The following is a 13,059-nucleotide window of genomic DNA, read 5'->3' on the forward strand; positions in this document are numbered from 1 at the left end:
ACGTCGCGGGGCTCGCCGGACCTGGTCAGAGCGCCGTACTCTGGCGATCATGCGTACGATCGACTGGGTTGACGGAGCCGTCGAGATCATCGATCAGACCGCCCTGCCGGGACGGCTCACGGTGCTGCGGCTGACCACCGTCGAACAACTGGTCACGGCGATCCAGCGGCTCGCGGTACGCGGCGCACCCGCGCTCGGAGTGGCCGGTGCCCTCGGAGTGGCGCTGGCCGCACGCCGGTCGACCGATCCGGCGGCGGCGGTACGCCTGCTGGAGACCGCCCGCCCGACGGCGGTGAACCTGGCCTGGGGTGCCCGGCGGGCGGCCGCCCGGCTGCCGGAGGGTGCCGAGGCGGTGCTCGCCGAGGCCCTGGCGATCCGGGACGAGGAGATCGAGGCGTCCGCCGCGATGGCCACCCGGGGCGCCGACCTGCTGGTCGAGCTGTGCGGGGCCCGCCCGCGCCTGCTCACGCACTGCAACACGGGGGCGCTGGCGACGGTGGTCGGCGGCACGGCGCTGGGTGCGGTGCTGGAGTTGCACCGCCGGGACGCGCTGGGCACCGTGGTGGCGAGCGAGACCCGGCCGTTGTTGCAGGGGGCCCGGTTGACCGCGTGGGAGCTGGGTCGGGCCGGGGTGACGTACCGGGTGGCGGTGGACGGGGCCGGACCGTTCCTGATGGCCCGGGGCGAGGTCGACGCGGTGGTACTCGGCGCGGACCGGATCTGCGCCAACGGCGACGTGATCAACAAGATCGGCAGCTACGCACACGCGCTCGGCGCACACCGGGCCGGCATCCCGTTCGTCGTCGTCGCGCCCGAATCCACGGTGGATCTGGCGACGCCTTCCGGTGCCGACGTAGAGATCGAGGACCGGGGCGCCGAGGAGGTGCTGTCAGCCGACCGGCTGCCCGCACTGGGCGGTCAGCCCCCGGTTCCGGGCGGCGGACCGGACGCAGGGTCGGCCGGACCGGATGACCAGTCGACCGGACCGGACGCCGGGTCAGCGGGCTGGGCCACTCTCGACGCGGTCAACCCCGCGTTCGACGTGACGCCCCACGAGCTGGTCACCGCGATCGTCACCGACCGGCGGGTGATCAGGCTGGATCGCGGTGAGCGGGTCTGACGGCGGTGACCGTACGCCGGTCGTCGGCGACCCGGGTCACCCAGCCGCCGGCCCGGCCGAGCCGGAGCAGCGCGTCGGACTCGGCGGGCAGTTCCACCGGGGTACCGCCCCGGGGCGGCCAGGCCAACCGGGCCGCCGAGCCGGGTTCGAGCCAGGTCCGTAGCCCGTCGATCGGGTCCGGGCCGTCCAACGCGGCTCGGGCCCGTACCAGCGCGTCGAGAACGGCGTCCAGGGCCGGACCGACCGCCGCCGCGTTGCCGCCGCACATCGCCGCCACCAGGTCCGGCCGGGTCGCCGCGACCCGGGTACCGTCCCGGAACGAGCCGGCGCCCAGGGTGCCGGCGAGCGGATCGTCGGCGGCGACGGCGGCCAACGCCGAGGCCATCAGGTGCGGTACGTGGCTGACGGCGGCGACCGCCCGGTCGTGTTCGTCGGCGACGGCCGGTACCACCCGGGCGTTCAGGCGGGTGATCAACTCCGCCACTTCGAGCCAGTCGGCCAGCGACGTCGACCCCGGTTCGAGGCAGAGCACCCAGGCGCAGCCGGTGAAGAGGCTCGGGTCGGCGGCGCCGAACCCGGAGGTCTCCCGGCCGGCCATCGGATGCCCGCCGACGAATCCGGCGAGCCGATCGGATCCGACGCGCAGGTGCCGGTCGACCAACGCCTGCACCGGGCCCTTGATCGACGTGACGTCGGTGACCAGGCCGGTGTAGCCGGCGCTGGCCAGTTCGTCCAGCACTCCCGCCACGGCGGGCAGCGGCACCGCGATCACGACCAGTTCGGCCCGCGCCACGGCGTCCCGTACGGTCCGGGCGACCTGCCACCGCCCGTCGGCCGGGGCCTGCGCGGCCGCCGTCCGGGCCGTGGCCCGGGTCGCCGGATCGGCGTCGTACCCCAGGACCCGATGGCCGGTCGAGGCCAGTGCCCGGAGCACGGAGCCACCGATGAGACCGAGCCCGATCACCGCGACGTCCACGTCGGGAACTCTCGCACACCGACGCCAGTCAGGGCGCCTTCGGGCAGCCCCTGTCGGCGTGCCAGTCCCGCACCTTGGCGACCGGCGACGTGTTGCGCTTCTTGCGCCAACCGTCGAGGAAGGGCGCCGGCCAGACCACGCCGCGCCGGATCCACCAGTCGGCGGTCTTCTTGCACGGCGGCGAGATGCCGAAGTGCAGGTGGCAGACGTTGTTCGCGTTACCGGTCTTGCCGACCGTGCCGAGCTGCTGGCCGGCGCGTACCCGTACTCCCGCGTTGATCCCGGCGGCGACGTTGGTCAGGTGCGAGCCGTAGTAGCGCACCCCGTCGTCACCGAGCAGCGACACCGCCCTGCCGCCGTTGTTCGGACCCTGTGGACCGGACTTGCTGTAGTTGTCGACCCGGCTCACCTCCAGGATCCGGCCCGCCGTGACGGCGAGGACAGGTGCGCCGCAGTTGGCGAAGATGTCCGTGGCCGGGTAGCCCGAGTGCGTCGGGTGGTACGAGGCGTTGCCGGTCACCGGGAAGACGTACCGGGGACTGCCGGTCGTCGGGGACGGGGTGGTGGGCTTCGGCGAGGGCGACGTGCCGGACGTGGCCGGGATCGTCGGCGTGGCGGCCGCCAGCGGCGAGGTGCCGCCGGTCGACGGGACCGAGGTGTCCATCGGTTCGAAGGCCGGCGGGCCCGGTGGCTCTCTCGTCTCGGCGCAGCCGGCGACGAGCGCCGTCGCCAGCAGGACGACGACCGGGTACGTCCGCCGGCCGCTCCGCCGACCCCGCTCCGGGGTTCCTCGCCACGACATCCGGCAATACTGGCAGACCGTCGTGCCGCGCGCCCGCCCGGAACCTCGCCACCACCCCGGGTGCCCGCCGGGACGTCCGGTCGACCACTGGCCCCGACCCGGCGGGTACCCGGCATTCGCGGGATAGGCTGCGGACGGCGGGCCGCGCGGAAATCCGGCGCGGACGGTGGTGGAAGGAGCGGCGTCATGGCGGAACAGCCGGCGTTCCGACCCTGGCCCGACGCATCCCGGCCCGGTGGTGGGTACCCGGAGGTCCGCCAGCCCGGCCGGTCCGGACCGGCAGCGCTCCCGCCGGGCGACGTGCTCCGGAGCGGACCACAGGTCGGGTCGGTCTGGACGCCCCCGCCGGCCGTGCACAGCCCGTCCGGGCTCTTCCCGGCCGGTCCGCCGCCGAACTCCCATCCGACCTACCGCGAACCCCATCCGGCCCGGGTCGGCAGCGTGTTCGCCGGGGCCGGCGCGACGGCGGTCTGGTTGCTCGTCTTCGGTCTGCTCGGCCATGACCTGCGCGGATACGTGTTGTGGACGCTCTTCGCCGGTGGGGTGGCCTGGCTGGTCGCCCTGGTGCTGACCGCCCGGGGTGATCGGGGGGTCGGCGCGGGAATCGCGTTGGCCGGGGCGCTGGGCTGGGCCATCGCCGCGGCGGCAGTGGCGGTCCGCTGGTCCTCCGCCGCCGACTGGCCGCTCTGGTAGCGCCCGGTCGGGCGAAACCGGGCGAAAACCGCCCTCGTTGCGGGCGCTGGGTGAGCCTGCGGCTGCGTACCGCGATCGGCCTTGACGAACCGCGCGGGACTCGGCACTCTCGGCGTTATGGCCTGGACAGAGCATCGGCTCGACCCCGACCGCAGCCGCCGCCGGTTGCAGCTCCTCGCCGAGCTCGCCGGGGCGAAGTCAGTGCGGGAGCGTGAGCATCCACGACGTGCCCGGGTTGATCGGCTGCGTGAGTTGATCGCCACTCGTCGTCGGCTGGTGAGCTGACCGACCGCGTCAACCACTTCGATTCCCTGATCTGCTTCGGGGCGTTGCGTGGGCTCCTGCGGATGCGACCGGATACCGTCACGCGTAACAGGAGAGTCGGCTGTGAACGGGAATGTCGGCGGTGATCTGCGGCTGGGGGCCGCAGGGGTAATTGGGGGGACCGTGTCGTACTTCGCTGCGGCCGTGGCGCGTCGCGCGTCCGGCTGGACTGCGGCAGAAGTTGATCTCAGTGGCGCGGCGGACATCGACGAGGTTGCCGACCTGCTCCGCGACGTCGACCAGGACGCCGAGGTGTCGCTGCTCTTCGTCGAGTCCGATGACGTCTACCTCGCCATCATGCGGCTGGACGAGGGTGAGGACCTGCGCATCTTCGGCTCCGACTCGGCCTTCGCCGAGGAGTCGCGGCTCGGTGCCCTGCTGGTCGGGGACATCAAGGCGCCGGCACTGGAGATCGACGATGTCGTCGAACCGGCGGCGCGGGTGGCCGGGTCGTCCGGTGACGACGATGACGACAACGACCCGGTGGTCGATCCCGACGCCGACCCGGTGGGCGACGCGGACCTCCTCGCCGACCTCGGCATCTCGGCGCACCGCCTGCTCGCGATCTGCTCCCACGAGGGCATGTTGCCGGCCGACGTCACGACAAAGGTCTGCCAGGTCATCGGCTGTGGCAACGAGGTCGAGGAACTCCGCGAGGCGTGACCGGCCCAGGTGCGGGAGGTCGGCAGGCCCGGATCCGGCGGGTCCGGTGGTGACCGGCCGGCGGCAACAGCACGAGACGTGGATGCGGCGGGCGCTGGAGGTCTGCGGCACCGGAGCCGGCGACCTCGGCGCGAGCGGCATCGGAGTGAGCGGCGCCGGACCGGTCGGTGTCGGACCGGGTGGTCTCGAATCGGGCGCTCCGGGACCGAGCGGCCTCAGGCTGGCCGGCCCGGCGAGGAAGGACGCCGCCGACCGGGCCAGGGAGGCGGCAGCCGAGGACGTACCGGTCGGCGCGGTGATCTACGGCCCGGACGGAACGGAACTCGCCAGCGCCCGCAACGAGCGGGAGCGTACCGGTGATCCCACCGCACACGCCGAGGTCCTGGCGCTGCGTCGGGCGGCCGGCGTGGTGGGGGCCTGGCGGCTCACCGGTTGCACCCTGGTCGTGACGCTGGAGCCGTGCACCATGTGTGCCGGGGCACTCGTGCTCGCCCGGATCGCCACCCTCGTCTTCGGCGCCTGGGAGCCGAAGACGGGCGCGGTGGGCTCACTCTGGGACGTCGTACGCGACCAGCGGCTCAACCACCGTCCGGAGGTCTACGGCGGGGTGCTGGGCGCCGAGTGCGCCGCCGCACTCCGGGCGTTCTTCCGCTGAGTTCCGCCACAGGCCCGAGGGGTTATCCACAGTTCTGTGGATAACGCCAAAACCTGTGGAAAACTCCGTACGGGCTGTGGACAGCGTGCTCTCGGGTCCGGGCTGGACCCGACGGGTCGACGCCCTCGGCGGGAGGTGGCCGGCGCCTTCGGGTACCTGCCGGGGCGTACCCGACTGGCAGACTGCGATCCGTGCCCCGCATGGTCATTCCCGCCGCCCTCAGGCGCAACGTCACCGAGACCTGGGGCGAGGTCGGCAGGGCGTGGCTGACCGAGTTGCCGGCGGTGGAGGCCTCGGTGCTGCGCGACTGGGAGTTGGCGCCGGGCACCCCGTTTTCGCTCAGCTTCAACTGGGTCACCTCGGTCAACCGGGCCGACGGCTCGCCGGCGGTACTCAAACTCGGGGTGCCGCACGCCGGTCACCTGGCGGAGGAGGCGGCGACGCTCGAGTTCTTCGCCGGCCAGGGAGCCGTACGTCTGCTCGCCCGGGACGTCGATCGGGGAGCGCTGCTGTTGGAGCGGGCCAATCCCGGCACCCCGATCAGCGCACTAGTGCCACACCGGGACGAGGAGGCGACCGCCGCCTTCGTCGACGTACTGCGGCGGCTGCACCGTACGGCTCCGCCGGGCTGGCCACTGCCCGAACTGTCGGCCCGGAGCGCGTCCTTCTCGAACTATCTGCGTAGCCACCCGGACGGCGGTCAGCTCCCCCGGCACCTGGTGGAACGGGCCGGCCGGCTCTTCGACGAGCTGTGTGCGAGCGCGCCGGACCGGGTGATCCTGCACGGCGACCTGCATCACGACAACATCCTGCGGGCCAACCGGGAACCGTGGTTGGCGATCGACCCGCACGGTGTCATCGGCGATCCGGGTTACGAGATCGGCGCCCTGCTCTACAACCCCGAACCGGGCCGACGTGAGGACGACCTCCTCGCCCTGGTTCCGCGCCGGATCGAGCAGCTCGCCGACGCGTTGGAGATGCCGGTCGAGCGGGTCGTCGCCTGGGGATTCGTCCAGGGCATGCTGTCGGAGGTGTGGACTGCCGGCGGCGGTGGCACGCCCGGGACCCGCGCCCTGGACGTCGCGCTGCACCTGCTGCCCCGACTCCCCTGACCGGACGGAGCGGATCAGCGGTTCCGGGCGCCGACGGCTGTCGGGACGGCGGTACCGGTGACCGGGCCGGTGGCCGCTGCCGGAACCGGTTCCCACGTCGGCTGGCCCGCCGCCGAAAATCCATCGGACGCCTCGGCGGGCAGGACGACCGTGACGACCAGGCCACCGCCGGACCGGGGTTCGGCCCGGACCGAGCCGCCGTGCGCGCTGGAGACCGCCCGGACGATCGACAACCCGAGGCCGAACCCGCGTCCGCCGTCGACCCGCTCCTGACGTAGCCGCCGGAACGGCTGGAACAGCGTCTCGACCTCGTACCCCGGCACCACCGGCCCGGTGTTCGCCACCACCAGCGTGGCGCGGCCGTCGACCGTGCCGGTGCTGATCCACACCTGCCCGCCGGTCGGGACGTTGTGCCGTACGGCGTTCTCCAGCAGGTTCTGGGCCAGCCGCTCCAGCAGGATCGGATCGCCGAGGGTACGGGCCGGCGCCAACTGCCGTCGTACCGAGAGCTGCTTTCCGGCGGTGGTCTGGTCGGTGACGTACGCGGCCACCTCGGCCAGGTCGATCGACGTACGGTCGACGACCTGCTGGTCCGAGTCGGCGAGGGTGAGCAGCCCGTCGATCAGCCGCTCGTGACGTTCGTTGACCGACAGCAGCGTCTCACCGAGCTGCCGCAGCTCGGCGGGGGCGTCCGGCCGGGTGATCGCGAGTTCCAGCAGCGAGCGGTTCAGCGCCAGCGGGGTACGCAGTTCGTGCGACGCGTTGGCGACGAACCGGCGCTGCCCGTCGAAGGACTGGTCCAGCCGCTCCAGCATCAAATCGAAGGTGTCGGCCAGTTCCTTCACCTCGTCCCGGGGCCCGCGCAGTGCGATCCGCTCGTGCAGCCCGCGTCCGGCCACCCCGGCCGCGGCGATCCGCCGGGCGGTGCCGGTGATCTGGTGCAACGGTTGCAGCGCCCGGCCGGAGAGCAGCCAGCCGAAGGCGATGGCGGTCGCCGAGACCACTCCCAGCGCGATGCCGCCCTGGGCGAGCAGCGTCTCCAGCGCGTCCTGCCGGGCCTGGCTCTGGATCTGCCGGGCGAAGACCCGGAGCTGCTCGGCGTCGTCGGGGGTGACCGCCCGGCTCGGCGACCCGGCCGGCGGCTGCCGGATGCTGTTCAACGACACCCCGATCGAACCGGGCATCTGCTGGTCGACCAGGACGTACGTGACGCCGAGCAGGAGCATCCCGGCGAGCAGGAAGAGGCCGCCGTAGACGATTGTCAGGCGGGCCCGAATGGTCAGTCGCTTCACCGGATCTGATACCCCACTCCCGGAACCGTCTCGACGACCTGCGGATCGCCGAGCTTGCGGCGCAGCTTCATCACGGTCACCCGGACCACGTTGGTGAACGGGTCGATGTGTTCGTCCCAGGCCCGCTCCAGCAACTCCTCGGCGGAGACCACCGCACCGCCGGCCCGCATCAGCTCGGCCAGCACCGCGAACTCCTTGCGGGAGAGCGCGACGTGCCGGCCGTCGCGGTAGACCTCGTGCCGGGCCGGGTCGACGACCAGACCGGACCGGGTCAGCTTCGGCGGCGCGGCCGGCCGGGCCCGGCGGATCAGCGCGTGCACCCGGGCCGAGAGTTCGACCAGCGCGAACGGCTTGATCAGGTAGTCGTCGGCGCCCAGCGCCAGGCCGGCCACCCGGTCCCGGACAGCGGCGGCGGCGGTGAGCATCAGCACCCTCGTCTCGGCCCCGCCGTCCATGATCGCGCGGCACACGTCGTCGCCGTGCACCACCGGCAGGTCCCGGTCGAGCACCACCACGTCGTAGTCGTTGACCCCGAGTCGCTCCAGCGCCGCGTCGCCGTCGTACACGACGTCGACCGCGAACGCCTCCCGACGCAGCCACTCGGCGATGGCGTCCGCCAACAGCTTCTCGTCCTCGACCACCAGTACCCGCACTGTCCCATGGTGACTCGCCGCCGGGTAACCCCGGCGTAAACGTCGACGGTTACGCCCCGGATACGTGCCCTGCACTTGACTTTGTCCGTATCGGCTGGCGAACCGCGCCGGCCCACGGAAGGAGTTGTGCCATGCGCCGACGAATGTCGAGCACCTGGCTGGTCCTGCCCCTGACTCTCGGGCTGGCTCTCGCCGGCTGCGGTCCATCCGACTCCGGGGCCGGGGTGGCGACCGCCGGCGGTGGGCCCGAGGCCGGACCCACGGTCAGCGCCAGCGCCGCCGCGCTCAGCAACGAGGACCGGCAGCGGGAGTTCGCCAAGTGCATGCGGGAGAACGGGGTGGACATGCCCGACCCGGAGCCGGGTCAGGGCGGAGTCCGCATCCAACGCAAACCGGGGGACGACCGGGAGAAGATGGAGGCGGCGATGGAGAAGTGCCGCAGCCTGCTGCCGAACGGCGGCGAGGGGATGAAGCTCGACGCGGAGCAGATCGAGCAGTTGCGCCTGATGGCCAAGTGCATGCGGGAGAACGGCGTACCGGACTTCCCGGACCCGGGCGCGGACGGCACCATCGAGTTCAAGGGCGGTGCCGGGTTCGACCGGGACAACCCGACGTTCCAGGCCGCGATGCAGAAGTGCCGAGGGGACGCGCCGATCCGGGTTCGGGACACGCGATGACGGCAGGCACCTCGGTGACCACCGCCGGGCCGGCCCCGGAGGGCTCCGATCCGGACGGGGTCGACCCGTCCGGTCCGCCGCCCGCCGAGACCGGGCCGGTGCCGGCCGCGACGGTTCCCGGAGGCACCGGGCGGGCGCACCGGCGGCGCCGCGGCGGCCGTACCCGGGTGGTGGCGGTCGCGACGACCGCCGTGGTCGCGGTCGCCGCCGCAGTGACGGCGGCCGTCGGATTCGGCGGCGACGATCCGGGTACGGCGACCGCCGGCACCCTGCCACCGGCCAACGCCCAGATCACCCGCCAGACGCTGATCGACTCGGAGCCCGCCACCGGTGAACTCGGGTACGGCGAGACCCGTACCGCCGCTGTCCGGTCGGGCGGCACGGTCACCTGGATGGCCGGTACCGGTTCCCGGGTCACCCGGGGCAGACCGCTGTTCTCGGTCGACAACGCCAAGGTCGTGCTGCTCTACGGCACACTGCCGGCGTACCGGACGCTCCGGTCCGGGGACAGCGGCGCCGACGTCAAGCAGTTCGAGCGGAACCTGAGCGCGTTGGGGTACGACGGGTTCACCGTCGACGACGAGTACACCTCGGCCACCGCCGACGCGGTCGAACAGTGGCAGGACGATCTCGGCCTCGACGAGACCGGGCGGGTCGAACTGGGCCAGGTCGTCTACGCCGCCAGCGAGGTGCGGGTGGACAGCCACGAGGCGACGGTCGGCGACGCCGCCCAGCCCGGCAGCGGGGTGCTGACCTACACCGGTACGGCCCGGGTGGTCACCGCGACCCTGGACGTGGAGGATCAGCGGCTCGCCAAGAAGGGCGGCAAGGTGACGGTGACGCTGCCGGATGGCAAGGACGTCGCCGGCACCATCGCCACGGTGGAGACGGTGATCGAGACCGGCAGCGGCGCCGACGAGGAGCCGGAGACGAAGATCGAGGTGACCGTCACGGCGGCCGACCCGAAGGCGCTGGCCGGATTCGACAGCGCCTCGGTGGACGTGGCGTTCACCGCCGACCAGCGCACGGACGTCCTGACCGTGCCGGTCGCCGCCCTGCTCGCACTCGCCGAGGGCGGGTACGGCGTCCAGCTCGTCGAGGGCGGCACGACCCGGATCGTGGCGGTGCAGACCGGGCTGTTCGCGTCCGGTCGGGTGGAGATCTCCGGTGCCGGGCTGGCCGAGGGTGCGACCGTCGGGATGCCCCGGTGAGCGGGAACGCCGTCGCCGGAGCCGGGGCCGCGGACGCGTTGTCCGAATCGGACGGGGTCGTCGTGCTCGACGAGGTGACGAAGGTCTATCCGGGCGGCGTGACGGCGCTCGGCGGGGTCTCGCTGACGATCCGGCACGGCGAACTCGCGGTGATCGTCGGCCCGTCCGGCTCCGGCAAGTCGACCATGCTGCACCTGATCGGCACCCTGGACCGGCCCTCGACCGGCCGGGTGCACATCGACGGGTACGACGTCGCGAAACTCACCGACCGGCAACTCTCCGCGCTGCGGTCGTCCCGGGTCGGGTTCGTGTTCCAACAGTTCCATCTCGCGGCGGGCGTACCGGTGCTGGACAACGTGGCGGACGGGCTGCTCTATGCCGGCGTACCCCTCGGGGAGCGGCGGCGGCGCGCGGAGGCCGCGTTGGCCCGGGTCGGGATGGGGCACCGGCTGGACCATCGGCCGCACGAACTCTCCGGCGGGGAACGGCAGCGGGTGGCGATCGCCCGCGCCGTCGTCGGCAACCCGGCGCTGCTGCTGGCCGACGAGCCGACCGGCAACCTCGACTCCGCGTCCGGTGCCGGAGTGCTCGCCCTGTTGCGCGAGCTGAACGCGGCCGGTACCACCGTCGTGGTGATCACCCACGACCGGGAGATCGCGGCGAGCCTGCCCCGGCAGGTCTACATGCGGGACGGTGTGGTGGTCGCGGACAACGGCGCCGGCGACGGTTGCGTCGACCGGTCCCCGGTCGGGTTCGGTCCGGCCGGGCCCGTGCCGGTCGGAGCCGGTCCCGGCGCGTCGAACGGGGGGCGCTGATGGCCGGGACCACCAGTGCGGACCGACCCCGGCTGGTACCGGCCCGGATGCGTCCCCGCGACATCCTCCGGGTCGGCGGCGTCGGGCTGCGTACCCGACCGCTGCGGGCCTTCCTCTCCGCGCTGGGCATCGCGATCGGCATCGCGGCGATGGTCTCGGTGGTCGGCATCTCGTCGTCCTCCCGGGCCGAGCTGGACCGGATGCTCGAGTCCCTCGGTACCAACCTGCTGACCGTCTCGCCCGGCAACACCGTGTTCGGGGAGAACGCCCAGCTGCCGGAGGAGTCGGTGGCGATGGTCGGCCGGATCGGCCCGGTCGAACAGGTATCCGCGACCGGGCAGCTCAGCGATGCCAAGGTGTACCGGTCGGACCAGATTCCGGCGGCGGAGAGCGGCGGAATCGCCACCCGGGCGGCCCGGCTCGACCTGCTCGACACGGTCGGGACGACCGTCACCAGCGGCACCTGGTTGAACGAGGCGACGGCCCGCTATCCGGCCGTCGTACTCGGGGCCACCGCCGCCCAACGGCTCGGGCTCGGCACCGCCGGACCCGACGTACAGGTCCAGGTCGGCGGGCGGTGGTTCACCGTCGTCGGGATCCTGGCGCCGGCACCGCTGGCCCCGGAACTGGATCTGTCCGCGCTGATCGGCTGGGAGGCCGCCGCGTCGTACCTCGACTTCGACGGTCATCCGACGACGATCTACACCCGGTCGGCGGAGGCGTTCGTCGAGGCCGTACAGGAGGTGCTCGGTGCCACCGCCAATCCTGAGGCGCCGAACGAGGTCAAGGTGACCCAGCCCTCCGACGCGCTCGCCGCACAGCAGGCCACCGACGAGGCGTTCACCGGGCTGCTGCTCGGCCTCGGCGCGGTAGCGCTGCTGGTGGGCGGGGTCGGAGTGGCGAACACGATGGTGATCTCGGTGCTCGAACGGCGGGCCGAGATCGGGCTCCGCCGCTCGCTCGGCGCGACCCGGGCACAGGTACGCACCCAGTTCCTCGCCGAGTCGCTGCTGCTCTCCGCGCTGGGCGGGGTCGGCGGGGTACTGATCGGCATCGTCGTGACCTCGGGCTACGCCCTGTCCCGGGAGTGGCCCACGGTGGTACCGGGCTGGGCGATGGCCGGTGGGGTCGGCGCGACCCTGCTGATCGGCGCCTTCGCCGGGCTCTATCCGGCGATCCGGGCCTCCCGGCTCGCCCCGACCGAGGCCCTCGCCACGCCATAGTTCGCGCTTGGATGGCGGGGGACAGCCAAGATTCTTGTCGAGTTGTGGTTCGCTGCGGACCGCAACTCGACAAGAATCCTGGCGTTGTCGGTCAGGCGATGATGGTGTCGAGGGCGATCTCGACCATCTGGCCGAACGTCTGCTCCCGCTCCTGCGAGGTGGTCTTCTCGCCGCGCTTGATGTGGTCGCTGACGGTCAGCAGCGTCAACGCCCGGGCCCTGAACCGGGCCGCGATCGTGTAGAGCGCCGCCGACTCCATCTCCACCGCCAGTACGCCGTAGTCGGCGAGGGTGTCGTAGAGATCGGGACGATCGGTGTAGAAGGCGTCCGCCGCCAGGATCGGTCCGACCCGCATCGCGATACCGCGCCGCTCGGCCACCTCGACCGAGGTACGCAGCAGCCCGAAGTCGGCGACCGGGGCGTAGTCGATCAGCCCGTCGAACCGCATCCGGTTCATGTTCGAGTCGGTGGACGAGCCACTCGCCGCGATCACGTCACGGAGCTGGAGATCCTCGGCGAGCGCCCCGCAGGAGCCGACCCGGATCAGCGACTTCACGCCGTACTCGTTGATCAGTTCGTGGGCGTAGATCGAGGCGGACGGCATGCCCATCCCGGAGCCCTGGATCGAGACCTCGGTACCGGACCAACGGCCGGTGAAGCCCAGCATGCCGCGGACCGTCGAGTAGCACTTGGCGTCCTCGAGGTAGGTCTCCGCGATCCACTTGGCCCGCAGCGGGTCGCCCGGCATCAGGACCCGCTCGGCGATCTCGCCAGGCTTGGCGCCAATGTGCGTACTCATGTGAGGTGATCCTGCCAGGTCGGTCCGGCCGATACCGCCGCGAC

Annotated in this window: 15 protein-coding genes and 1 pseudogene; 10 read left to right on the top strand and 6 right to left on the bottom strand. The window is 72.5% G+C overall.

Annotated elements, in window-relative coordinates; all coding sequences use genetic code 11:
* Window positions 1-49: 49 nt before the first annotated feature.
* Complete coding sequence (gene mtnA / locus H4W31_RS10040; protein WP_192766403.1) at window positions 50-1,120, top strand: S-methyl-5-thioribose-1-phosphate isomerase; 1,071 nt, start codon at window positions 50-52, stop codon at window positions 1,118-1,120.
* Here the strand turns inward: mtnA and H4W31_RS44735 are convergent.
* The 3 genes and pseudogenes from H4W31_RS44735 to H4W31_RS10050 all read right to left on the bottom strand — a co-directional run bounded on the left by H4W31_RS44735 (window position 1,092) and on the right by H4W31_RS10050 (window position 2,898).
* On the bottom strand, window positions 1,092-1,604 hold the full coding sequence (locus tag H4W31_RS44735) for a prephenate dehydrogenase dimerization domain-containing protein (RefSeq protein ID WP_404825700.1): 513 nt from the start codon (window positions 1,602-1,604) through the stop codon (window positions 1,092-1,094). The two genes, mtnA and H4W31_RS44735, sit on opposite strands and share 29 nt — an antisense overlap.
* Window positions 1,578-2,102 (bottom strand): annotated as a pseudogene (locus H4W31_RS44740) (prephenate dehydrogenase/arogenate dehydrogenase family protein); the annotation flags it as partial. The pseudogene H4W31_RS44740 and the gene H4W31_RS44735, both read right to left, overlap by 27 nt.
* Before the next feature lie 22 nt (window positions 2,103-2,124).
* A complete protein-coding gene (locus H4W31_RS10050) occupies window positions 2,125-2,898 on the bottom strand; it encodes a M23 family metallopeptidase (protein ID WP_192766405.1) in 774 nt (257 codons plus the stop codon).
* A gap of 351 nt (window positions 2,899-3,249) precedes the next feature.
* On the opposite strand from H4W31_RS10050, the gene H4W31_RS10055 reads away from it, so the two are divergent.
* The 5 genes from H4W31_RS10055 (at window position 3,250) to H4W31_RS10075 (ending at window position 6,345) form a co-directional block, all read left to right on the top strand.
* Window positions 3,250-3,591, top strand: coding sequence for a hypothetical protein (locus tag H4W31_RS10055; RefSeq protein ID WP_192771984.1), 342 nt, complete (start codon window positions 3,250-3,252; stop codon window positions 3,589-3,591).
* A 117-nt stretch (window positions 3,592-3,708) separates the two neighbouring features.
* Window positions 3,709-3,876 carry a hypothetical protein gene (locus tag H4W31_RS10060; RefSeq protein WP_192766406.1) on the top strand — a complete coding sequence of 56 codons (168 nt, stop codon included), beginning with the start codon at window positions 3,709-3,711 and terminating at the stop codon, window positions 3,874-3,876.
* 162 nt (window positions 3,877-4,038) lie between these two features.
* A complete protein-coding gene (locus tag H4W31_RS10065; RefSeq protein ID WP_192766407.1) occupies window positions 4,039-4,578 on the top strand; it encodes a tRNA adenosine deaminase-associated protein in 540 nt (179 codons plus the stop codon).
* A gap of 82 nt (window positions 4,579-4,660) precedes the next feature.
* Window positions 4,661-5,233, top strand: coding sequence for a nucleoside deaminase (locus H4W31_RS10070; protein WP_225945469.1), 573 nt, complete (start codon window positions 4,661-4,663; stop codon window positions 5,231-5,233).
* Window positions 5,234-5,433: 200 nt separating this feature from the next.
* Window positions 5,434-6,345 carry an aminoglycoside phosphotransferase family protein gene (locus H4W31_RS10075; protein ID WP_225946381.1) on the top strand — a complete coding sequence of 304 codons (912 nt, stop codon included), beginning with the start codon at window positions 5,434-5,436 and terminating at the stop codon, window positions 6,343-6,345.
* Between the two features lie 14 nt (window positions 6,346-6,359).
* Here H4W31_RS10075 and H4W31_RS10080 read toward each other — a convergent pair whose 3' ends face one another.
* Together H4W31_RS10080 and H4W31_RS10085 are read right to left on the bottom strand one after the other, a co-directional pair.
* A complete protein-coding gene (locus tag H4W31_RS10080; RefSeq protein ID WP_192766409.1) occupies window positions 6,360-7,637 on the bottom strand; it encodes a sensor histidine kinase in 1,278 nt (425 codons plus the stop codon).
* A complete protein-coding gene (locus H4W31_RS10085; RefSeq protein ID WP_192766410.1) occupies window positions 7,634-8,290 on the bottom strand; it encodes a response regulator transcription factor in 657 nt (218 codons plus the stop codon). Before H4W31_RS10085 ends, H4W31_RS10080 begins: the two co-directional genes overlap by 4 nt.
* 131 nt (window positions 8,291-8,421) lie before the next feature.
* Here H4W31_RS10085 and H4W31_RS10090 point away from each other — a divergent pair, with 131 nt between their 5' ends.
* The 4 genes from H4W31_RS10090 to H4W31_RS10105 are packed head-to-tail and all read left to right on the top strand — an operon-like array spanning window position 8,422 to window position 12,216.
* On the top strand, window positions 8,422-8,967 hold the full coding sequence (locus H4W31_RS10090; RefSeq protein ID WP_192766411.1) for a hypothetical protein: 546 nt from the start codon (window positions 8,422-8,424) through the stop codon (window positions 8,965-8,967).
* A complete protein-coding gene (locus tag H4W31_RS10095; protein ID WP_192766412.1) occupies window positions 8,964-10,178 on the top strand; it encodes an efflux RND transporter periplasmic adaptor subunit in 1,215 nt (404 codons plus the stop codon). Before H4W31_RS10090 ends, H4W31_RS10095 begins: the two co-directional genes overlap by 4 nt.
* A complete protein-coding gene (locus tag H4W31_RS10100; RefSeq protein ID WP_318783123.1) occupies window positions 10,175-10,993 on the top strand; it encodes an ABC transporter ATP-binding protein in 819 nt (272 codons plus the stop codon). The genes H4W31_RS10095 and H4W31_RS10100 overlap by 4 nt, the downstream gene beginning before the upstream one ends.
* A complete protein-coding gene (locus H4W31_RS10105) occupies window positions 10,993-12,216 on the top strand; it encodes an ABC transporter permease (RefSeq protein WP_192766413.1) in 1,224 nt (407 codons plus the stop codon). Before H4W31_RS10100 ends, H4W31_RS10105 begins: the two co-directional genes overlap by 1 nt.
* Before the next feature lie 91 nt (window positions 12,217-12,307).
* Here H4W31_RS10105 and deoD read toward each other — a convergent pair whose 3' ends face one another.
* The gene (gene deoD / locus H4W31_RS10110; RefSeq protein ID WP_192766414.1) at window positions 12,308-13,015 is read right to left on the bottom strand and encodes a purine-nucleoside phosphorylase; all 708 of its coding nucleotides are present in this window, start codon (window positions 13,013-13,015) and stop codon (window positions 12,308-12,310) included.
* Between the last annotated feature and the right edge of the window lie 44 nt (window positions 13,016-13,059).

The sequence above is a fragment of the Plantactinospora soyae genome (genome assembly GCF_014874095.1).
GTDB classification, from domain to species: Bacteria; Actinomycetota; Actinomycetes; order Mycobacteriales; family Micromonosporaceae; genus Plantactinospora; species Plantactinospora soyae.

Bases quoted from the DNA above. Each gene is read 5' to 3' on its own strand.
- H4W31_RS10060 (WP_192766406.1), top strand. From the start codon at position 3,709: ATGGCCTGGACAGAGCATCGGCTCGACCCCGACCGCAGCCGCCGCCGG.
- H4W31_RS10105 (WP_192766413.1), top strand. From the start codon at position 10,993: ATGGCCGGGACCACCAGTGCGGACCGACCCCGGCTGGTACCGGCCCGG.
- mtnA (WP_192766403.1), top strand. From the start codon at position 50: ATGCGTACGATCGACTGGGTTGACGGAGCCGTCGAGATCATCGATCAG.
- H4W31_RS10090 (WP_192766411.1), top strand. From the start codon at position 8,422: ATGCGCCGACGAATGTCGAGCACCTGGCTGGTCCTGCCCCTGACTCTC.
- deoD (WP_192766414.1), bottom strand. From the start codon at position 13,015: ATGAGTACGCACATTGGCGCCAAGCCTGGCGAGATCGCCGAGCGGGTC.
- H4W31_RS10070 (WP_225945469.1), top strand. From the start codon at position 4,661: ATGCGGCGGGCGCTGGAGGTCTGCGGCACCGGAGCCGGCGACCTCGGC.
- H4W31_RS10095 (WP_192766412.1), top strand. From the start codon at position 8,964: ATGACGGCAGGCACCTCGGTGACCACCGCCGGGCCGGCCCCGGAGGGC.
- H4W31_RS10050 (WP_192766405.1), bottom strand. From the start codon at position 2,898: ATGTCGTGGCGAGGAACCCCGGAGCGGGGTCGGCGGAGCGGCCGGCGG.
- H4W31_RS10075 (WP_225946381.1), top strand. From the start codon at position 5,434: ATGGTCATTCCCGCCGCCCTCAGGCGCAACGTCACCGAGACCTGGGGC.